This window comes from Virgibacillus sp. JSM 102003 (assembly GCF_041949995.1).
GTDB lineage: Bacteria > Bacillota > Bacilli > Bacillales > Amphibacillaceae > Lentibacillus.
The window spans coordinates 201,104-223,102 of record NZ_JBHFQH010000005.1 but is presented as its reverse complement, the minus strand read 5'-3'; the positions used below and the strand labels follow the sequence as shown (position 1 = coordinate 223,102).

Genomic DNA, 21,999 nt, shown 5'->3' with positions numbered 1-21,999 from the left:
ACTAATCATCAGCAAATTTGTGGTTTCTCCGTTTCTCCGACACATCTATTAACTTAATTATATTTTAGCACAATACTTCAAAATACGTAAAGCATTTTCAGCCACGCGATATTCCTTTTTACCCAAACTCCTTCATGATAGCATAATACACATCATTAAGATCCTTTCCCATGCCGGATTCAACAGCCGCCACATATGCTCCTTCAAGTAATGGGGCTTCTATTATTTTGATATCATCTATTTCCGTCATTTCAAGAGCAACTTCAGCATTCATCTTTGCACTTCCAATATCATAAAACAACAATACTCCGTTCCCGCTATTTGCACGATCTATAGCCAACTGTATCTTTTCAATACTTGTTCCAATATCATTTTCGTCCGTACCACCAGCAATTTCTATAGGTACTTCCTTAATCACTTGGCGGATAATATCTTTTATTCCCTCAGCCACTTTATTACTATGCGAAATCAATACGATACCGACATAAGACATTACTTTTCACCTTCTTTAATCACTTCAGATAATGCCTCAAATATATAAAAGGACGTAGCCGCACCTGGATCGATGTGCCCAATTGATTTTTCTTTGAAATAAGCTGCTCTTCCTTTAGTTGCCATAATATCCTTTGTGTTATCCATGGCATTCTTTGCTTCACCTGCTATTTCACCTGCTTTAAATCGATCGACTCTTTTAAAGTACTCAACCATTGGCGACCATACATCAATAAGTGTCTTCTCACCTTCCACAGCCTTACCTCGCTGTTTGACACCATTAACCGCTTCTTCTAACATCCTTGTAATGTTATCATGATCGATCGTATCACTCCCTTTTGCTGCCAAGGACATTTTTAGAAACGCCGTCCCAAATAATGGACCAGATGCACCACCGACTTTAGACATTAATGTCATAGCTACATCTTTTAATAAGTCAGCGACATTTTCATAGTCCTCCATCGTAATTTTATTGGTTACTTCCTGGAATCCACGTGCCATGTTTATCCCGTGATCACCGTCTCCAATTGGTTGATCGAGTGTTGTTAGATATTCTTTATTGTCTTGGATTTTTTTATTAATCCTTTTCATCCATTCAACTACTTCGTTTACTTGTAATCTCATTTTTCAACCCCCTTTAGATACGGAAGGCAGGTGCTGTCGACTCTACATTAAGATACGTTTTTATCTCATCGTCCAGCTTTAATAATGATACTGAACAGCCTGCCATTTCTAATGATGTCATATATTCACCCACAAACGTTTTGTAAACCTTGACTCCTTCTTTCTTCAAAATCTCTTGCACGCTTTTATTCACGATATAAAGTTCCATTTCAGGTGTTGCACCTAGCCCATTTATCATGACTGCAACATCACTACCTGAGAAATCCTTATCATTTAAAATTCTCTCGGTAAGTTCTTGGGCAACTTCATGAGCAGTAGCCATTTTCTTTCGTTCAATACCTGGTTCGCCATGGATACCAATTCCTATTTCCATTTCATTATCATCCAATTGGAAACTAGGTTTCCCTGCAGCAGGCACAATACAAGATGTAAGAGCCATACCCATTGAGCGAACATTTTCAACTACTTTTTCGGAAACAGCTTTTACTTCTTGTAGTGATCCCCCTTGTTCAGCCATCGCGCCTGCGATCTTATGAACAAATACAGTTCCTGCAATCCCTCTTCTTCCAGTAGTAAATGAGCTATCTTCAACTGCAACATCATCATTTACAACTACTTTTTCAACTTCAATTCCCTCTGCCTCTGCCAGCTCTGCAGCCATCTCAAAATTAATCACATCACCGGTGTAATTCTTAATGACTAGAAACACACCCTTACCACCATCAACTGCTTTAATTGCTTCAAGCACTTGATCAGGGGTTGGAGATGTAAAAACTTCTCCCGATACTGCAGCATCAAGCATTCCTTTTCCTATATAGCCAGCATGCGCTGGTTCATGACCACTTCCTCCACCACTCACTATCCCAACCTTATTAGATACAGGTGCATCTTTCCTGGTGATTACAGTAGTTTCAGGTAGCTGTTTAACATCGTTTGGATATGCTGCTGCAATTCCTTCAACCATCTCTTGCAAAGCACTATCTGGATTATTAATAATTTTTTTCATAATTTACACCCTCCACTATTCTGATAAAAAAAGAGAGAAATTCACATAGACCCATCTGGTTATTATGACTTCTCTCCTTTTAATAAATTACTTAAATTTTCTTGTTGCTTCTACAGCTTTCTGCCAGCCGCCATATAACGTGTCACGTTCACTCTTTTCCATATTTTGATTGAACATTTGATCTGTCTTCCATTGTGAAGCGATTTCCTCTTTGTCTTTCCAGTACCCAACTGCCAAGCCAGCTAGATATGCTGCGCCTAATGCCGTAGTCTCCTGAACTACAGGACGTTCAACTGGTACACCTAAAACATCACTTTGGAACTGCATGAGGAAATTATTCTTCACCGCTCCACCATCTACACGAAGTGTTTTAAGATTGATCCCAGAATCTGCAATCATCGCATCCAATACATCTTTTGTTTGATAGGCAAGTGATTCAAGTGTTGCACGAATAAAATGTTCCTTTGTAGTTCCACGTGTTAGACCAAAAACGGCACCTCTTGCATCACTGTCCCAATATGGAGTACCTAGTCCAACAAAGGCAGGCACCATATAAACCCCATCTGTAGAGTCCACTTTTTTTGCTAATTCTTCTGTCTGGGGTGCATTTTCAATAATTTTCAGTCCGTCACGCAGCCATTGTATTGCTGAACCCGCTACAAAAATACTACCTTCTAACGCATATTCAACTTTACCGTCAACGCCCCAGGCCAATGTTGTTAGCAAACCATTGGCAGATTTCACACCTTCTTCGCCAGTGTTCATTAACATGAAACAGCCTGTACCATATGTGTTCTTCGCCATACCTTTGTCAAAACAGGCTTGCCCAAATAATGCTGCTTGCTGATCACCCGCAATTCCTGCAATTGGAACTTCATGTCCAAAGAAATGATAATCAACTGTATTAGCATAGACCTCTGAAGATTGTTTAACTTCTGGTAGCATACTTTTCGGTACATTTAAAATCTTAAGTAGTTCATCATCCCATTTAAGATCATATATGTTGAACATTAAAGTTCTGGATGCATTCGAGTAATCGGTAATATGTGTTTTTCCACCAGAAAGTTTATGAACTATCCATGTATCCATTGTACCGAATAATAGGTCACCATTTTCCGCCTTCTCTCTTGCACCTTCCACATTATCCAAAATCCATTTCACCTTGGTACCAGAGAAATAAGGGTCTAACAATAAACCAGTTTTTTCTCTGAACAATTCATTGTAATCCTTCGCACGTAATTCTTTACATATATCCTCTGTCTGTCGAGATTGCCAAACAATAGCTTTATAGATTGGTTTTCCAGTATTTTTGTCCCAAACCACCGTAGTTTCTCGTTGATTTGTTATACCAATACCAGCAATCTGGCTAGGATCAACATCCGATTTTCGTAATACTTCTGCAATACATGCAAGAACTGAAGTCCATATTTCATTTGCATCATGCTCTACCCAACCTGGCTTTGGAAAGAACTGTTCAAACTCTTTTTGAGCTGTTTCCACAATTGCACCATTATGATCAAATAGAATTGCTCGTGAACTTGTTGTACCTTGATCTAACGATAAAATATACTCTTTTTTCATAGTTAAATTCCTCCTTAGCTAATTTTCTTCTCAACATTGTCTGCAACTGTATTCCCTTTTTTCAGTTCTGCACTAGTAGCACCAAATAAAATTACAGCAATAATCACACTTAACACCCAAAATACTGCTGAATATTCGCCTAAAAATATTGCCCGATAGAATACAGCACCATAAACACCACCGAGAATAGGTCCTACGATAGGAACCCAACTGTATTTCCAATCAGAACCGCCTTTTCCTGGTATAGGAAGTAATGCGTGGGCAATTCTTGGACCCAGGTCACGCGCAGGATTAATAGCATATCCAGTAGCTCCACCTAGTGACATACCAATCGCAACAATCAACAAACCAACAATTAGCGGGTTCAAACCTTCCGTAAATTCGTTTGCACCAATAAACATTAACCCCATTAGCAGAATAAAAGTTCCAATTATCTCACTAACTAAATTGGAAAAGGGACTTCGTACGGCAGGGTCGGTTGAAAATACTGCTAATTTTGCACCTTGATCCTTTGTCTCTTTCCAATGTGGTAGATAATTTAAAAAGACTATAACAGCACCAATGAATGCCCCAACCATTTGAGCGGATATATACATTGGAACCTTAGACCAAGGAAACTCCCCTGCAGCCGCAAATCCAAGTGTAACTGCAGGATTTATGTGTGCTCCAGTAAAACTACCAACAGCATATACCCCCATTGTCACACCAAGACCCCAGCCAATTGTAATAACTACCCAACCTGCGTCTTCTGCTTTTGATTTCTTTAATACAACTCCACCAACTACTCCTCCCCCCAGGATTATAAGAATCATCGTACCAATTACTTCAGCTAAAAACTCTGGCAATTTAAACAGCTCCCCTTTATTAAATTATTAAGCTAGAAAACGTGGAGTGGATTTGAGTAGATTAATAGATAGCACGAAAAAGACCCACACTGCAATAAGCGTACTTCTTTCAAAGTACTGTTGCAGCGTGGGTCTCCATGTCTCCACCACGTTCTTAACTTGTTGAATATATCTTACCTGAATATGTAACCGCTGTCAATAGTTTTTTTACAATTTAATTTATTGTAGTTTTGATTATGTCCTAATCATTCCATGTGGGTCAATTAAAATTTTTTCAAAGTGCCACAATCAAATTGCTTACAACTATCCTAGGCTTGACCTGGCGGGATTGATATAGAATTTACTATCGTTGAGCACAAGCAAGACACTATGTCTGTCGTAACAACCTTAATAATAACCCTGTCTATATCTTCTGCAAACTTTCAGTGGGGTCACCCTAGGGTCTTCCCATAAAATCAATCCGTATAACTTGCATCCTATACCTCAACTTCTCCTGGTCCGACATACACTATCGCCTTTTTATTCATATAAGTTTCACATAAAGTTATTATACGTCTTATCATTTAATCAAAAATAAGTACTTATAACATAATATTTGGAATATTTTGCAGGTAAAATTAAGAAGTCCATAGTTTAGTATTCGAGGTGGATACTGCAATAGCTCCTGCACCCAATACATCAGATACTTCTTCTTCTTTATTTATAAGACCACCTGCTATGACAGGGATATTACTTTCCTGACTAATCTTTTCGACGATACTTGTCATAAGACCAGGTAACACTTCAATACAATCAGGCTTAAAACGGTCAACTAATTTAAGGTTATGATCAAGTGCCATACTATCCAATAAAAACATGCGCTGTATAGCTAGTAACTTATGTTTTTTTGCAAGTTTTATTATGTTTCCTCTAGTTGATAATATTCCATCTGGCTTTATTTCACGCACCATATACTCCATTCCATATTCATCTGCCTTTAAACCTTGAATCAAATCAAAATGTACTAGTACCATTTTATTTGAACGTCTGGTATATTCAACTAAACTCTTCAGTTGGGATAGTCGAGTCTCTAGTAAAACAATAGAGTCATGACTTGATTTTATTGCTTTATCAAAGTCTTTCATATTTCTTACTGCAGGTAAAACACCTTTTGGTATTTCCATTTTTAATACCTCCATGGACTTTATTCCCTACCCATCTGCTTATCCATCTCTTCCTTTGTATAAATAAGCTGCATTGGATTGCCCCCGACAAATACGCCTGGCGGAACATCCTTATTTACGAGTGTTCCTGCTGATACCACTGCGCCATCACCAATTGATACGCCTGGAAGAATAGTGGCGTTTGCTCCTATTAACACCTCATCACCTATGATAACTTCACCAATTCGGTACTCTTTTATCAAGTACTCATGCGCTAATATAGTTGTATTATATCCGATTATACTATTAGCACCGACGTTTATTTTTTCCGGGAACATAACATCAGGCATTACCATAAGTGCAAATGCCGTTTGCTTCCCTACCTTCATTCGTAAAAACGTGCGATAGAGCCAATTCTTCATACCTAAAAATGGAGTGTACCGAGCTAGCTGAATGACAATAAAGTTTTTTGCCACCTTCCAGAATGACACTGTTTTATATATTTGCCACAGCGAGTTGGCATGGCTAACTGGATATCGATTGGTTTTGCGCATTACTCACACTCCCAATATTTTGAGCAGATCCTGCATATCATCTAGCATATATGTTGGCTTATACTCGGATAACTTTTCCTTGCCTTTTAAGGACCATGCAACTCCAGCCGTTTGAACACCTGCATTTTTACCTGCATCAATGTCATGATGATTATCCCCTACCATAAGTGTTGAGTTGGCAGATGCATCTAATTCCTGCATAGCTTTTAAAACGGGCTCAGGATGTGGTTTCGCATTGGTGACATCGTCTAAAGTAATAACAGTTTCAAAATACTTAGACAAACCAGTAGCTTTTAGCCCCATTTCAACCGTTCGATTCATTTTGGTTGTAACGATTCCAATATTAAAATTTTCCTTTTTAAGCTGATCGATCGTATCAACAACATTTGGAAAAGCTGTAACATAGTTATCATGGTGGTACAAATTATGCTCCCGGTATGTTTCAACCATTGCCTCAACCTGATCAGGATCAATCTGATGGAATGTGTCTTTTAAAGGTGGTCCGATAAATTCAATAGCTTCTTTACGGGAAAGTTCTCTTCCATAGTTTTTAAATGTATGCATGAACGATGCAATAATCAATTCATTCGTATCAATTAGAGTACCGTCAAGATCAAAGAGTATTGTATGAATGTTCATGAGATGTGTCCTTTCCTTTCCGATTATCAATGCGCCGCCAAATAAACGCTACACTTGCGGTTAATAGTATTGCCGTTACCAAGCGAATTAAAAGTAGTGGTAGGACAGGAATACCAAGCGGAATAAATATTAACGTATCCTCCACTACCGCATGGCAGGAAACTAGGAAGATTAAAGCCAGATACATATCTCGCCGCGTTACGCCATCTTCTTCCACCGCTTGAATCATAAGGCCCGCACCATATGCAAGGCCAATAGTCAGTCCAGCTACTAGTGTCATTGATGTATTCTTTTCCATACCAAGCATCCTGGTGAATGGAGCAAATTTATTTGAAAAAATAGTTAGCCAGCCTTTTTCACGCAAATACTGCATGACTAGCATGAGCGGAATAACGATTAATGCCAGCTGCGCGACTGCTACAATAGCAGTTTGAAATCCCTGCAGCATAATTTCATTCCAGCCATTGAGTTCGACACTTGAATCAGAAATGAGACCATATTGCGCGTGTTCAGCCCCACCATTCCATAGCAGATTAATTGTTATTGCCGAAATAAGTGCCAATGACATCCGAATTCCCGAAATAAGCCACCAGCTTACACCAACTCTTGAAGCCACTGTCGATTCGATAAATAGGTTATGCGAAAAAGACAGCATTACAGCTAATATGAAAACTTCTTTTATCGTAAAATCAAACGATACAATCGCAGCAATCCCAGCGTATAAATTTAGAGAATTCCCCAATACCAATGGCACTGCTGCCTCTCCACTTAACCCAAGCAAACCCATAATAGGGCTAATCTGGTCAATAATCCATGGCAGTACCGGTGTATGTTGTAAAATGGTCACAATTAATGTAATTGGAAAAATAACTTTTCCTAAAGTCCATGTAACTCGAAAACCTTGTTGCATGCCACGGTTAAAAATCCCAGCCAATCATTCATCCCTCTTTTCAGTTACTTCTTCTTCGTTATTTTTTTACCATCATAATGCTTTTTAGCCCTACCTGTTTTACGACGATAAACAATTACCGCTATCCCTATAAGAATAATAGCAACCGAGATAAGCTGTGCTACACGGAAAGGACCGAAATATAGACTGTCAGTCCGCATTCCTTCAATAAAGAAACGCCCAACTGAATATGCCATCAGGTAACTTATGAATACTTCACCACGCAATGGGTTTTTACGACGTAACACTAGTAAGAAAATGAGTACAACTATATTCCAAAATGATTCATATAAGAATGTTGGGTGATACATCACACCATCAATACACATTTGATTCATAATGAAATCAGGTAAATACTGATGAAAGCTATTATATGTAGTTTCAGATAGTGGTCCCCCATGTGCTTCCTGGTTCATAAAGTTTCCCCAGCGACCTATAGCCTGTCCAAGTATTAAACTTGGTGCTGCAATATCAGCCAGTTGCCAAAATGAAACTTTCTTCACGCGAGCGTATACAATTGCTGTCAGCACAGCCCCAATTAGGGCACCGTGAATTGCTATTCCGCCTTCCCAGATTGCAAAGACATCCCACCAAGAACCACCTGTATAACGATCCCATTCAAAAATCACATAGTATATACGAGCAAAAATAATTGAAATAGGAATAGCAAATACAATCAAATCCACCATCAAATCTTTTTGCAGGCCTAATCGATCCGATTCTTTAGTGGCTAAGTACAACCCTATAAACGCTCCCACTGCAATAATTACGCCATACCAATAAATAGTTAATGGACCTAAATCAAGAAAAATACGATCCATCGCTGGTGCACTACAACTCAATCCAATCACTCCTATTCATCTGTTGATTCATCTTTTTCCTGATCAATCATCGTTGTAAGCCTATCAGAAAATTCTTCAGCAGCATTTACGCCCATTCGTTTTAACCTGAAATTCATCGCTGCAACTTCAATAATAACAGCAAGGTTTCGCCCTGGCCGAACCGGAATCGTAGCTTTTGGAAGATGTACATCCATTATTTTCATTGTTTCTTCGTCCAAACCTAAACGGTCATACTGTTTTTGCTCATCCCAAAGTTCCAGGTTTATAATCAGTGATATTTTCTTAAAGCTTCTTACTGAACCCGCACCGAAAAGAGTCATAACATTGATAATACCAAGTCCGCGAATTTCCAGTAGATGCTCGATTAATGGTGGTGGATTACCAATTAAACTATCATAGTCCTCTTGGCGGATTTCCACACTATCATCAGCAATGAGACGATGTCCTCGCTTAACTAACTCAAGTGCGGTCTCACTCTTACCAACACCGCTTTGTCCAGTTATCAGCACACCTACACCATTAATATCGACTAACACACCGTGTATTGCAGTAAACGGGGCAAACTTTGCTTCGAGATAATTGGTGAGTCTGCTTATGACTCGAGTTGTTTTACGTGGAGAGTGTAAAATTGGTACACCTGATGCATTCGCAGCCTCAAGCAGTACCTCTGGAATATCCATTCCGCGTGAAACGACAATCCCCGGGGTTATATCCGTGCATAATTGTTCCGCGCGACTTCTTTTATTTTCATCTGTCAGATCCAGAAAATATGCCATTTCTGTTTTTCCTACTAACTGCAGCCGTTCCTTAGGATAATACTTAAAGTATCCTGTCATCTCAATTCCTGGACGGGAAATATCGCTCGTAGTAATTTCTCTATGTATCCCATCTTCCCCAGCAACCAAGGTCAGATTAAAATTTTCCAGTAAATCTTTCGTACGGACTTTAACCATCTATAGAAACCTCCAATAGTATGCACAATAACTGATTTTCATTGTAGCATATTTTTGGTTGTTGAAGTATCGGTAAAGTTTGATAAAGGTAATTTTCTAAAAGTTTATTGTTACAAAAGATATTAACTGTGACGTAATGCGGGAAAACACTAGAGTGATACGACACCGCCCCGGAAATACACTACGCTTTCTGCGGGTAACGCTTCAGCTTCCTCGGATGCACAAACCGCTTCCTGCTGTTGCTTTTCTCACAGGAGGCTCCGTGAATTTCCTGCGCTGGGTTTTGTTCACTTAAAAACTAACAAACGGACATGAATAACCATTTAAACCAGCAGTTGGAATATGCGAGACTCCTGTGGGAGAGCGAGCCTAAGAGACCCCACAGTGAGCGATACTCGCGATCGAGGCAGACTACAGTACGCCACGTCCTGTGGCAACGGCTGCACCAGCACATCCTATGCGTCGGAGGCTCGTGGTGAGCCCACGGCTAGGGAAGACACTGTGAAAGCTTCTGCTTGAACAGATGTCGCCTTTGTACCCGGTTACCCGGAGGCGAGTATATTCCAGCTGCGTGGCCAGAGAGCCGCACTGAACGGTTACCATTAGTCTGTGTCACATTTTATATCAACTGTTAGGGTTGTGCTAACGAGCAACAAAATCCCTGAAAGGAAACTTGATATGAGTCGAACGAAAAAAATCGCAGGATATACCTGCGATTTCAAGGTTTATTTCATTGTGTCCTTTACTAACCTATTTAGTAGTAAGTTTAAAATTGAAATAATCACCGCAGCAATAATTGCCGTTCCAAATCCTACTATAACAAACGAAGCATCGATTATAGATTGAGTAATCATTAACGTTATTGCATTGATGACGAATAGAAATAAACCAAGTGTTAAGAAAGTAATGGGGAGAGTTAATACAACTAAAACTGGTTTAACAATCATATTTAAAATGGCCAAAATAACACTTGCCAAAATAGCTGTGCCGAAGCCTTCCAGCTGAAAGCCTTCAAATAGCTGAGCTACTGCAATTAATGCAACTGCATTTAAAAATATCGATAAAAACCAGCGAAGCAGCATTAACGCACCTCCCCTTCTTTCGGAATAATGATCATAGCAATTAAGTAAATAAATATTGCTCCTCCACCTAAAAATATACCAGCTACGAATAATAGGCGGACAATTGTCGAATCAATACCAAAGTATTCACCAAGCCCACCACAAACTCCGCCAATCATAGCATCGGACTTTGAACGGAATAATTTTCTGCTCATTATGGAGCCTCCTTAATAGTTGTTAGTCAAATTTCCAAATATAAAAATGCTCTTTTCCTAACCGTTTTTTCGCTTCCTCTTTAAGATCATCATCCAGTTCAGGGTTTTCTTTAAATTTGTTTAGTATCCCGCTTGCCTGAGACTCATGGGCCAGAATAGCATCCATCTTCTGGTCAAAAAACGGTGTTACATCATTCTTAACATCCGGCTCCCCCAGTTCCTCGACATAATTATTTGTGATAGGCTGTGCCCACACTGTTGGACGATCCCGAGGAGACATTAGCCTGACAGCCTCAATAGCTGCAGCACCAAGCGCATCATGATCTGGATGTACGGCACGCTCTGGGTAATGCGTAATTACTAAGCTGGGATTAACCTCTTCAAGGAGTCCTTTTAGGTGCTCGGCAACTTCACGTCTGTCTTCAAACTCAAGTGTTTTATCACGGTAACCCAGCATTCGTAAATTAATATCAAGTCGTTTACAAGCATTAATTAACTCTTCTTTGCGAATTTCCGGTAGTGTCTCCCGATTGGCGAAGGTTGGGGAACCCATATTTCTTCCCATTTCACCTAGTGTTCCACAAAAATATGTCACCGGAACACCCTGTTCACGATATTTCGTAATGGTCCCGGCAGCACCAAATGACTCATCATCTGGATGAGGATAAATTACAACAACATGTTTTTCCAATTACATTCACCTAGCCTTTAGATTAGTAGCGAAATGGTGTTTCGCTGATTTGAAGTGATACCATTAACCGACCTTCACGATCATGACCAGCAAGTAAAAGCTGGTTATCACCATGAATTGTCCAATCTGTTAAACCTTCCGCATAAATCCAGCCGATCTCCATTTTTAATCCCACCCGGTACGTCTTACCGTTTCCTACGATTTTAGCTTGGGAAAAATTCACTTTCGCATTACGGATGTATGCTCCTACATTATATGCCTTATCATCAAAATGGCTAGCATAAGCACCATTGGTTGTTTCTAAATGAACATAAACATCTTTATTCGAAAAATCATCTAATAGATTTTGCATTTCTTGAATTTCAATTGGTTTCATCAACAAGTTCCTCCCTAGCACCTTCTTATTTAACCTTACCTAAACGTTGTAAACGCGTCAAAAATTTTGACCATGGATAGAATTTATCATATTTATATTAGGATTCAGTCCATCTGTTGAAAATTCCTCTTATCTGCCGATGTTTCTTCCCTCCTCTGATGATATTCCTGTTCCCCTTCCGATATTCAACCCTTCTGTTACAACAACAAAATAGGGTAGCAAGCCTTGCCGCAACTCACTACCCTACGTTTTATTTTGAAGCAACCTTCTCTCGCTTCTCAAAATCTGCTTCCATACGTTTTCGGTCGCGTTCCAATACAGGCTTCAAATAATGTCCTGTATAGGAATGCTCGGCATCTGCTATTTCCTCAGGTGTTCCCGTTGCAATAATTTCCCCGCCACGGGCGCCACCCTCTGGTCCGAGGTCGATTATATGATCAGCTGTCTTCACCACATCCATGTTATGTTCAATAATCAACACAGAATCACCATTATCAACCAGCCGTTGCAGTACACTCAGCAATCGTTTTATATCATCAACATGCAATCCGGTTGTTGGTTCATCCAGAATGTAAAATGATTTGCCTTCTGAACGTTTATGGAGTTCACTCGCCAATTTGACCCGTTGTGCCTCACCACCGGATAACGTTGTCGCAGGCTGCCCAAGCTTAATATAGCCAAGTCCTACATCATTAATTGTTTGCAGTTTCCGTTTTATTTTCGGGATGTTTGCGAAAAAGTCCAACGCTTCTTCAATTGTCATTTCAAGCACTTCTGAAATATTTTTCCCCTTATATTTCACTTCCAGAGTTTCCCGATTATAACGCTTTCCATGACATACTTCACAAGGTACATATACATCCGGCAGAAAATGCATTTCAATTTTGATAATGCCATCGCCGCGACATGCCTCACAGCGACCTCCTTTCACATTAAAACTGAAGCGTCCTTTTTTATAGCCACGTACCTTAGCCTCATTTGTTTGGGCAAAGACATCACGAACATTATCAAATACACCTGTATAAGTTGCCGGATTCGAACGTGGCGTCCGTCCAATAGGCGCTTGATTAATATCGATAATCTTTTCAACATGTTTAATGCCGTTGATTTTTTTATGGTTTCCAGGTTTAAGTTTTGCACGGTTAAGTTGTTTAGCTAATGATTTATATAAAATATCATTTACCAATGTACTTTTACCAGACCCTGAGACACCTGTAACAACAGTAAGCAGCCCAATTGGAAACTTAGCTGTAACATTTTTCAGGTTATTTTCTTTTGCACCTACTATCTCGATATTACGTTTCGAACGCTTGCGGCGCTTTAATGGCAATGGAACATACATATCACCAGCCAAGTACTTACCGGTCAGCGATTTTTTATTTTCCATCACTTTTTCAGGTGGACCACTTGCAACTATCTCACCACCGTATTCTCCAGCCCCAGGACCAATATCTATAAGATGATCGGCAGCAAGCATCGTATCCTCATCATGTTCCACCACAATTAGCGTGTTATCTAAATCACGCATTTGCTTTAAGGTACTGATTAAGCGATCATTATCGCGCTGATGAAGGCCAATTGATGGTTCATCCAGTACATAAAGAACCCCTGTAAGTGCAGAACCGATTTGGGTTGCTAGTCGAATTCGCTGTGCCTCGCCGCCAGACAATGATCCGGCTGAACGAGACATCGTTAAATAATCCAGCCCAACATTATTTAAAAAGTCCAAACGGTCACATATTTCCTTCAATATCATCCGAGCAATTTTTTCTTCCTTCTCCGTTAGGTCAAGATTTTGGAAAAAGTCTTTAGCTTCCATGATGGAATAGTCGGTTACTTGACTGATGTGCCTGTTATTAACCATTACGGCAAGGGCACCTTCTTTTAAGCGATATCCATCACATGTTGGGCAGTTCGTCTGAGCCATATATTTTTCCAACGTTTCACGGATATAATCTGACGATGTCTCCCTATACCGGCGTGCAATATTTTTCAAGACACCTTCAAACAGAATATTATTATCACGTATATTTCCAAAATCATTCTCATAATAAAAGTGAATTTTTTCTTTACCGCTCCCATAAAGAATTTTATCCATTTGATCAGATGGAATATTTTTTACCGGCGTATCCATATCAATACCATAATGATTGCAGACACTCTTCAGCAGTTGCGGATAGTATTGGGAACTGATTGGTTCCCATGCTGTGATAGCATGTTGGTTTAATGTCTTGTCCCAGTCGGGAATAACAAGCTCCAAGTCAACCTCCAGGTTCGTCCCTAATCCGTCGCATGTTGGACAGGCTCCAAATGGACTGTTAAACGAGAATAATCGAGGCTCCAACTCACCAATGGAAAATCCGCAAATTGGACATGCATGATTCTCATTGAACAACAATTCTTCTTCACCAATGACATCGACAATAATTTTCCCTTCACCCAAGCCAAGAGCTGTTTCAATGGAGTCACTCAATCTACCAGCAACACCATCCTTTACAACAATGCGGTCAATTACGACTTCAATTGAATGCTTTTTATTTTTTTCCAGCTGGATATCATCAGTGACTTCACGCATTTCGTTGTCAACGCGTATCCGAACATACCCTTCCTGTTTAAGATTTTCGATTACTTTGACATGTTCTCCCTTGCGTCCGGAAACAACAGGGGCCAAAATTTGCATTTTTGTACGATCCGGGTATTCCAAAATGCGGTCAACCATTTGCTGAACAGTCTGTGAACTAATTTCAATACCATGTTTCGGACATGTTGGTCGCCCCACACGGGCATAGAGTAAACGCAGATAATCATAAATTTCTGTAACAGTTCCGACTGTTGAACGAGGATTTTTACTCGTTGTCTTTTGATCAATTGATATGGCTGGTGATAATCCCTCAATCGAATCAACATCCGGTTTATCCATCTGTCCCAAAAATTGACGTGCATAAGCAGAGAGTGATTCTACATAACGTCGCTGCCCTTCTGCGTAAATTGTATCAAAGGCAAGCGAGGATTTGCCTGAACCAGATAAACCTGTTAAGACCACAAGTTTATTTTTAGGAATGGTTATATCTACATTTTTTAAATTATGTGCACGGGCACCTTGTACTTTTATTGATTTACTTGGCATGAACAGGTCATCCTTCCGCTTTAAGTTCAAGTATTATATCACGAAGCTCCGCAGCCTTCTCAAAATCAAGTGCTTTTGCTGCATCTTTCATTTCTTTGTCCATATTCTCGATAACTTTAGATTTTTCTGTTTTAGATAATTTCGCAATACTCTTCGTTTTTTCTGAAGAACTCTCCTGTTCCTCAGATGCTACAGTCGCCTTGATAACATCACGTACGTCTTTTCGAATAGTTGTTGGCTTGATGTTGTATTTTTCATTATATGCCATTTGCTTTTCACGACGGCGATTTGTCTCATCAATGGCTAACTGCATCGATTCTGTAATACGATCAGCATACATCACAACTTGGCCATTTTCATTCCGTGCTGCACGACCCATCGTCTGGATTAGCGATCGTTCAGAACGCAGGAATCCTTCTTTATCCGCATCCAAAATAGTTACCAATGAAACCTCAGGTATATCAAGTCCTTCACGTAACAAGTTAATACCTACAAGGACGTCATATTTACCGACTCGTAAATCTCGTATAACTTCAATTCGCTCTAACGTCTTTATTTCAGAATGTAAGTATGCTACCTTAATTCCAATTTCTTTTAAATAGTCCGTTAAATCTTCTGACATTTTTTTCGTTAATGTTGTTACCAGGACACGTTCATTTCGCTCTGAACGCTTATTAATCTCCTCGATCAGGTTATCAATCTGACCCTCAATTGGCCGTACATCGATTTTTGGATCCAACAAACCGGTCGGACGAATAATTTGTTCGGTTACCCCAGGCGAATGCTCTATCTCATATGGCCCAGGCGTTGCCGAAACATATATTAGCTGATTTGTCGCCTTCTCAAATTCATCAAACATCAATGGCCGGTTATCAAGCGCTGACGGCAGGCGGAATCCATGATCAACCAACACCTGTTTACGCGCTCTATCACCTTTGTACATTCCGCGTACCTGAGGAAGTGTAGCATGTGATTCATCTACAACAGCTAAAAAATCGTCCGGGAAGAAATCGAGTAATGTGTAGGGTGTTGCTCCTTCTTCACGAAAAGTTAAATGCCGCGAGTAGTTCTCAATTCCTGAACAGAATCCCATTTCATGCATCATTTCCACATCGTAATTCGTGCGTTGCTCCAGTCGTTGCGCTTCCAGTAATTTATTTTCCGCACGGAGCTGCTTTAAGCGTTCTTCAAGTTCTGCTTCTATATTAACAATTGCCTTTTTTAGCTTCTCTTCACGTGTAACGAAGTGGGAAGCAGGGAAAATTGCCACATGTTCACGGTCACCTACTATTTCACCAGTTAAAGCATCCACTTCACGAATTCGGTCAATTTCATCACCGAAAAATTCAATCCGAATACAATGTTCTTCCTTGGAAGCAGGGATTACTTCAACAGAGTCACCACGAACACGGAAAGTTCCCCGTTGGAAATTAATGTCATTTCGAGCGTACTGTATATCAACCAAATCACGTAATAGCTGATCCCGATCTTTTTCCATTCCCATTCTTAATGAGAGTACCTGACCTTCATAATCTTCAGGTGAACCTAGGCCATAAATACATGAAACACTTGAAACAATTAAAACATCTCGCCGCTCAAACAAAGCCGATGTCGCTGAGTGGCGCAGTTTATCAATTTCATCATTAATACTAGCATCTTTTTCAATAAAAGTATCAGTTGATGGTACATATGCTTCTGGCTGATAATAATCATAATAGCTGACAAAATATTCAACTGCATTATTTGGAAAGTATTCTTTGAATTCACTATATAATTGACCTGCCAACGTTTTATTATGTGCGATTACAAGCGTTGGACGGTTAATTTCCTCAACAACATTTGATACCGTAAATGTTTTCCCGGTACCCGTTGCTCCAAGTAACGTCTGATGACGCTGCCCGGATTTCACCTTTTCTACTATTTCCTTTATAGCTTGTGGCTGATCACCACTTGGTTCATAATGTGCTACAAGATCAAATTGATTTTCCACAAAGCAAACCTCCGTTCATCATGCTTACTAGTTTACCATATTTATTATCTAATTTTAACATATAAGCGAACAAATATTCGATTTTTTTGCTTGCCTGGCTACTATTACATTCTACCCGTTAAAAACTATGAAAAATCATTCACAAAGGTTTCACACGTAATATATTGTTTCGCTAAGTCAGATGTCTTATAATCAGGGTAGCATAGCTTTAAGAGAGGGTTTTATACATGAAAAAAATGATGATATTTCTATTCATCATAATAGTTCTGACAGCATGTGGTCAAAGTGAAGAAACTGATAAAGGCACAACTGGTGATGTCGTAAAGGCGATTAATGCTAAACTGGAAGTCCCAAAAAAAGCTGACAAAGAGCAGGATGTAACCTTTTCTGTGACAGTTACGCAGGATAACAAACCTGTTGAGGATGCCAGTGAAGTGGAATTTGAAATTTGGAAAGAAGGATTAAAAGATAAAAGTGAAATGATTGCAGCAGAACACAGTGGTGACGGCAAATATACTGTGCAAAAGTCATTTGATGAAGCTGGTGTATACCATGTCCAGTCACACGTTACTGCCCGTACCATGCATACCATGCCAAAAGAGAAGATATCCATTGGTGATGTAAAAGCAACTACCAAAACAGATAAAAATAAAAAAGAGTCAGACGAGAGTCATTCACATTTGTCTATAAACTTAAAGCAGCCTGAGAAAGTTACAGTTGGAAAAGAAGCCAATTTTTCGGTTAAAGTGTTACAGAAAGAAGAAATCTTGGAGAAAGCTTCCGTAACGTTGGAAATCTGGCAAAAAAATAACGAGAAACATGAATGGATTGACATGAGTGAAACATCTTCTGGCACATATGAGACTACTACAACCTTTAAAAACAGCGGAACATATACAATTAATGTCCATGTCAAAAAAGAGGAGATCCATGGCCATAAAGAGTTCACCGCTGAAGTACAGTAAATCAGAAAACCTGTCATTCGCCAAGCCTTTTTGGTGAATGGCATAGTTATTTAGTAAAAAAGTCTACTGCTGACAAAAAAACAATTGCTGGTACAGCTAACCTTATTATTGCAGTATTTCCTCAATTAACAGTGACAGTGGTCTTTCGTCTAAGTTCCGATGATAATCATCAACCTTTTGTCTGTAGACACACTGTCTTTTTTCATCACAAAAGAACTCAAGGATTTGCGGTTCCAATAGATTGTCTTCAAAATCAATCGAAGATATCACGCCTATTCGTTTCAACTGTTCAACATTAATTTTCTCCTGTCCAGGTAATGGATCATAAACAAATATGGGTTTCCGCTTCATTAAACATTCGCTGATTGTGACTCCTCCGGGCTTTGTTAATACTGCATCAACATTATCATATAATCTATTCATTTCTCCTTTACTGGTTATATATGGCAGCGGTGTTACAGTTGGCTTGTCTTCTTTTAGTAGCTGTTCGTACAATACTTTGTTCTTTCCGCATAAAACGTAATAATGAATCCTGTCCGAATTAGAATAATGTAGCAATTTACTGATAGCACCAACCCCCAAACTTCCGCCCGTTATTAATACTGATATTCCTTCATTTGCTGATTGGTAGTTCTTTTTCGGATGAAATTCCGAATGAATTGGAATACCTGTTACAAAGATCCGGCTTAAAGGGACCCCTCTTTTCAACAAGTATTCTTTTACATCAATCGTTGGAACCATATGATAATCTATTCCATCGATTCCCCATACTCTATTTATAAAAAAATCCGTATATACGTTTACCGTAATGGATTGCAGCTTCTTTTTCTTTTTTAAGATACTTGCAATATTCGATGGAAGTGCATGTGTACAGAATAAAACGCTGGGATTTTGCTGATTAGTTAATCGTTTTAAAAAATAAGTAAACATTGTTTCATACAAATACTGACGGCTATGCGGGGATGTTTTTTTATATGCAGCCTGTTTGTAAAGCCAGTCATATACATCCGGAAACTTTCTAATCCATGCTAAATATGTAGTTGATACGACTTTCTCCATTCCTCCATAGCTATACGATAGAATATCTACTTTATCACAAATAATATCATTATGAGACGTTTGAATCTCATTTATCAGTGCATCAGCAACATGATGATGTCCAGTAGGGATTTGCATAAAGGGTAAAAATAAAGCCTTTTTCTGATTCATTTCATTGCCTCCATTTGGCTTCAATTACCAATGATAGAGTCACCGTCAGCATGATATACTTTTATTCGTGAGAGAAAGGGGTATTCTGATGACTTATCTATTTATTACTATCATTATCTTTTCAAGTTGCCTTCTGGTTTTTAAAGCTTTTAAAAATACGAAAGATATTAAAATAAATAAAATCAATATTGCGTCTAAGTCAGCCATAAAACAGGATTCAACATTATCGATTCTTCACCTATCTGATCTACACCTTGAAAACATCTCGTTAACCCCCATCCAACTGGCACACAAGCTGGAGAATGAAACTGTTGATTTAATCGCTTTAACCGGTGATTTCCTGGACCGTAAACGCTCAATACCAAAATTACTTCCATATCTGCGTGTATTGAATCGCCTCCAGCCTGTATATGGGACTTATGCGGTATTCGGAAATCATGATTATGTGCTAAAAAGTGATGACTTGAATGATCTTAAATCATTGCTTGAGGATAATAATGTACATGTATTACAGAATGAAAGTGAGACTATCTCAGTAAACGGCGAAGCAATAAATATTATTGGAATTGACGATTACAGTACAAATCGGAGTAACATTCCCCTTGCCTATCAGCAAATTAAAAAGGGCAGAAATATTGTTTTGACACATGATCCTACTGTTGTCCTTGAAATGCATGAATATGTGTTTGACTATTTAATGGCTGGTCATTTTCATGGCGGACAAATTTGTTACCCGAAGGCATATCACCTTGCAAAATTGGGTAAACTTGCGCGCAGTAATGTAATAAAAGGACTGCATATGCATAACAGCAGACCATTTTATATAAGTGAAGGTCTTGGTCAAACAGGCCTGAATATCCGTGTTGGCAGCAGACCTGAAATAACTTTTCATGATGTTGCTATTGGGTCACAAGCTGGTTAATAATCTATTGCACACTATATTTTTCATGCAAGGTTTCTTTTGACATAAACAAATATGCTGGTGTTGCCTGGTATGATGCATTCGCTATATGGTTTATTGGCAGAAATGTCACCTTCTTATAAAGTCGGTAATAGGAGTTTTTTATAGGAACCGTTTCAAAGCCAAGTCGATTTGCACCACGATATAATGTCGTAATTCCTATTATTCCTTTGATTTCTTTATGTTTTTCATGAGAAAGAACATATCGGGATAGGATAGGCAGCGTATCTTTAATCGAGTGATAAAAAAGAACCGCTCGCTTAATGTCACTGCTGATTGGCTTTAAATCACTTAACATCCTTACATTATGCAAATGTATCTTTAATAGCAGGTCATTTTTCTGAATAATTGTTCCATCTTTAAGTATGACTTCTGCCCCCTTGTACCTTGTAAGCCTGACCCGAAATAAAGTATTGCGCTTATGATTGTCAGGTACGTAGCGAAGTCTCGAAACATTATAATAAATAGGATCAATTGCATTCCAGACACCCAATATATAGCTCTTCATCTAATTTCCCCTTCTTTTATTTCTAGTTTGCTTTAAAATAATCAATATTATAGAAGGAATTTTAATCCAATAATAAAGACCCCTACTCTTAGTTGAGCAGAAGCCTTATTTATAGCCTTTAGCTGTTTTAACCCTATTCCGTAACTTCAATCTTGCCTAGTGCTCCTTTTGTAACATGATCAAATGCGTGTGTTACAAAAGGATAAATACCTGCTTCTTTAACTGTGAATTCAACAACCATAGATCCAGAAACCGGAACCATTGCTGTTTGCAAACCATTAAGTACATTTCGAGGGTCGCCATCAACATAAACTGTTTCAAGCTGGGAACCAATTACATGGAAACTGGAAACTTCGTTAGGTCCAACATCAAGAAAATTGATTCGTATTTTATCGCCAACTTTTGCCTGAATCATTTCTCCTTTTACAGCTTGTGTGCTTCCGTTAAATAAAACATATTCAGGCTCACCATCCAACATTTCACTGAAATTACCATCTTTGTAAAATTCACTTTGAACAACAGTAATCTCTTTATCAATTTCATTATCGGTTGGATAACCTCCTTCTGGTTCAACAATCATTGTTCCGTACATTCCATTTGCGATATGCTGTAAAACGGGTTCTGTTGCACAATGATACATATAAACTCCAGGAGAACCAACTTCATAACTAAATGTTCCTGACTCATTTGGCTTTACGTTTGAAAAATCTTTATTTGGTGCAGCATATACAGAATGAAAATCAATGGAATGATCTACTTTAGGGTCCATATTCTTAAGTGTGAATGTAAGTTTATCGCCTTCCTGAACACGAATGACTGGTCCTGGAACTGTTCCGTTGAACGTCCAAGCTTTGTACATTTTACCTTTATCAAGTTCAATATCTGTAATCTGAGATGTCATTTCAATATTAACTTCATGTTCACCAACACGCTCTACGTTAATTGGTACTGGGGCTTGGTTAATACCTTCATGTGGTCCAATGTTTTCTATTTCTGGTGTTTCTGTCTTTTGTTTAGCAGCAGCCTGAACTGTTATTTCCTCTTGGGGGTCCGTATTTGACTCATCTTTTTTCACTTGATCTGACCCGCATGCCGTAATTAATAAGGATAAAATCAGTACAGTCACAATCGCTCCTAATTTTTTCAAAAACATTTAAAACACCCCTCTTTAAAATTTTATTATTAGGGAGTGACTATCCACTTTCTATTTCTGTGTACTATCTCTCCCTTACAACTTAAGTTTAAGCTAGGTCTTAATCCCCACATGTG

The 21,999-nt window shown here is 38.9% G+C and carries 22 protein-coding genes; 2 read left to right on the top strand and 20 right to left on the bottom strand.

From position 1 onward, the window contains the following. Positions 1-118: 118 nt before the first annotated feature. From dhaM to uvrB, 17 genes are all read right to left on the bottom strand, one after another. Complete coding sequence (gene dhaM / locus ACE1TG_RS07810) at positions 119-493, bottom strand: dihydroxyacetone kinase phosphoryl donor subunit DhaM (RefSeq protein WP_375051812.1); 375 nt, start codon at positions 491-493, stop codon at positions 119-121. Continuing rightward, a complete protein-coding gene (gene dhaL / locus ACE1TG_RS07805; protein ID WP_375051811.1) occupies positions 493-1,116 on the bottom strand; it encodes a dihydroxyacetone kinase subunit DhaL in 624 nt (207 codons plus the stop codon). The genes dhaM and dhaL overlap by 1 nt, the downstream gene beginning before the upstream one ends. 13 nt (positions 1,117-1,129) lie before the next feature. Beyond that, positions 1,130-2,122: a dihydroxyacetone kinase subunit DhaK gene (gene dhaK, locus ACE1TG_RS07800; RefSeq protein ID WP_375051810.1), complete on the bottom strand. Its 993-nt coding sequence runs from the start codon at positions 2,120-2,122 to the stop codon at positions 1,130-1,132. Positions 2,123-2,209: 87 nt separating this feature from the next. Beyond that, on the bottom strand, positions 2,210-3,703 hold the full coding sequence (gene glpK / locus ACE1TG_RS07795; RefSeq protein ID WP_375051809.1) for a glycerol kinase GlpK: 1,494 nt from the start codon (positions 3,701-3,703) through the stop codon (positions 2,210-2,212). 14 nt (positions 3,704-3,717) lie between these two features. Then, on the bottom strand, positions 3,718-4,548 hold the full coding sequence (locus ACE1TG_RS07790; RefSeq protein ID WP_375051808.1) for an MIP/aquaporin family protein: 831 nt from the start codon (positions 4,546-4,548) through the stop codon (positions 3,718-3,720). A gap of 617 nt (positions 4,549-5,165) precedes the next feature. After that, positions 5,166-5,711: a glycerol-3-phosphate responsive antiterminator gene (locus ACE1TG_RS07785; protein ID WP_375051807.1), complete on the bottom strand. Its 546-nt coding sequence runs from the start codon at positions 5,709-5,711 to the stop codon at positions 5,166-5,168. 20 nt (positions 5,712-5,731) lie between these two features. After that, the gene (locus ACE1TG_RS07780; protein ID WP_375051806.1) at positions 5,732-6,244 is read right to left on the bottom strand and encodes an acyltransferase; all 513 of its coding nucleotides are present in this window, start codon (positions 6,242-6,244) and stop codon (positions 5,732-5,734) included. A gap of 3 nt (positions 6,245-6,247) precedes the next feature. Continuing rightward, the gene (gene ppaX / locus ACE1TG_RS07775) at positions 6,248-6,883 is read right to left on the bottom strand and encodes a pyrophosphatase PpaX (protein ID WP_375051805.1); all 636 of its coding nucleotides are present in this window, start codon (positions 6,881-6,883) and stop codon (positions 6,248-6,250) included. Beyond that, positions 6,858-7,817 carry a nucleoside recognition domain-containing protein gene (locus tag ACE1TG_RS07770; RefSeq protein WP_375051804.1) on the bottom strand — a complete coding sequence of 320 codons (960 nt, stop codon included), beginning with the start codon at positions 7,815-7,817 and terminating at the stop codon, positions 6,858-6,860. The genes ppaX and ACE1TG_RS07770 overlap by 26 nt, the downstream gene beginning before the upstream one ends. A 20-nt stretch (positions 7,818-7,837) precedes the next feature. Continuing rightward, positions 7,838-8,674 (bottom strand): prolipoprotein diacylglyceryl transferase, encoded by an 837-nt coding sequence (gene lgt, locus ACE1TG_RS07765; protein ID WP_375051803.1) that lies wholly within the window; start codon positions 8,672-8,674, stop codon positions 7,838-7,840. Between the two features lie 11 nt (positions 8,675-8,685). Next, positions 8,686-9,627: an HPr(Ser) kinase/phosphatase gene (hprK, locus tag ACE1TG_RS07760; protein ID WP_375051802.1), complete on the bottom strand. Its 942-nt coding sequence runs from the start codon at positions 9,625-9,627 to the stop codon at positions 8,686-8,688. Positions 9,628-10,352: 725 nt separating this feature from the next. Then, positions 10,353-10,709, bottom strand: coding sequence for a phage holin family protein (locus tag ACE1TG_RS07755; RefSeq protein ID WP_375051801.1), 357 nt, complete (start codon positions 10,707-10,709; stop codon positions 10,353-10,355). Then, positions 10,709-10,903 (bottom strand): PspC domain-containing protein, encoded by a 195-nt coding sequence (locus tag ACE1TG_RS07750; RefSeq protein WP_375051800.1) that lies wholly within the window; start codon positions 10,901-10,903, stop codon positions 10,709-10,711. Before ACE1TG_RS07750 ends, ACE1TG_RS07755 begins: the two co-directional genes overlap by 1 nt. Before the next feature lie 22 nt (positions 10,904-10,925). Further along, positions 10,926-11,594: a bacillithiol biosynthesis deacetylase BshB2 gene (gene bshB2, locus ACE1TG_RS07745; protein ID WP_375051799.1), complete on the bottom strand. Its 669-nt coding sequence runs from the start codon at positions 11,592-11,594 to the stop codon at positions 10,926-10,928. Positions 11,595-11,616: 22 nt separating this feature from the next. Then, a complete protein-coding gene (locus tag ACE1TG_RS07740) occupies positions 11,617-11,970 on the bottom strand; it encodes a YojF family protein (protein WP_375051798.1) in 354 nt (117 codons plus the stop codon). A 250-nt stretch (positions 11,971-12,220) separates the two neighbouring features. Then, positions 12,221-15,097, bottom strand: a complete 2,877-nt coding sequence (gene uvrA / locus ACE1TG_RS07735; RefSeq protein WP_375051797.1) for an excinuclease ABC subunit UvrA — start codon at positions 15,095-15,097, stop codon at positions 12,221-12,223. Between the two features lie 7 nt (positions 15,098-15,104). Next, a complete protein-coding gene (uvrB, locus tag ACE1TG_RS07730) occupies positions 15,105-17,087 on the bottom strand; it encodes an excinuclease ABC subunit UvrB (protein WP_375051796.1) in 1,983 nt (660 codons plus the stop codon). 227 nt (positions 17,088-17,314) lie between these two features. Here uvrB and ACE1TG_RS07725 point away from each other — a divergent pair, with 227 nt between their 5' ends. Then, entirely contained in the window at positions 17,315-18,052 is a 738-nt protein-coding gene (locus ACE1TG_RS07725) for a FixH family protein (RefSeq protein ID WP_375051795.1), read from the top strand. 105 nt (positions 18,053-18,157) lie between these two features. On the opposite strand, the gene ACE1TG_RS07720 is transcribed toward ACE1TG_RS07725, so the two are convergent. Next, positions 18,158-19,261, bottom strand: coding sequence for an MGDG synthase family glycosyltransferase (locus tag ACE1TG_RS07720; RefSeq protein WP_375051794.1), 1,104 nt, complete (start codon positions 19,259-19,261; stop codon positions 18,158-18,160). Positions 19,262-19,349: 88 nt separating this feature from the next. On the opposite strand from ACE1TG_RS07720, the gene ACE1TG_RS07715 reads away from it, so the two are divergent. Next, positions 19,350-20,183, top strand: coding sequence for a metallophosphoesterase (locus ACE1TG_RS07715; RefSeq protein ID WP_375051793.1), 834 nt, complete (start codon positions 19,350-19,352; stop codon positions 20,181-20,183). Positions 20,184-20,187: 4 nt separating this feature from the next. Here the strand turns inward: ACE1TG_RS07715 and ACE1TG_RS07710 are convergent, their stop codons facing one another. Then, the gene (locus ACE1TG_RS07710) at positions 20,188-20,730 is read right to left on the bottom strand and encodes a YkoP family protein (RefSeq protein WP_375051792.1); all 543 of its coding nucleotides are present in this window, start codon (positions 20,728-20,730) and stop codon (positions 20,188-20,190) included. Positions 20,731-20,863: 133 nt separating this feature from the next. After that, the gene (locus ACE1TG_RS07705) at positions 20,864-21,883 is read right to left on the bottom strand and encodes a multicopper oxidase domain-containing protein (protein ID WP_375051791.1); all 1,020 of its coding nucleotides are present in this window, start codon (positions 21,881-21,883) and stop codon (positions 20,864-20,866) included. Positions 21,884-21,999 lie beyond the last annotated feature (116 nt).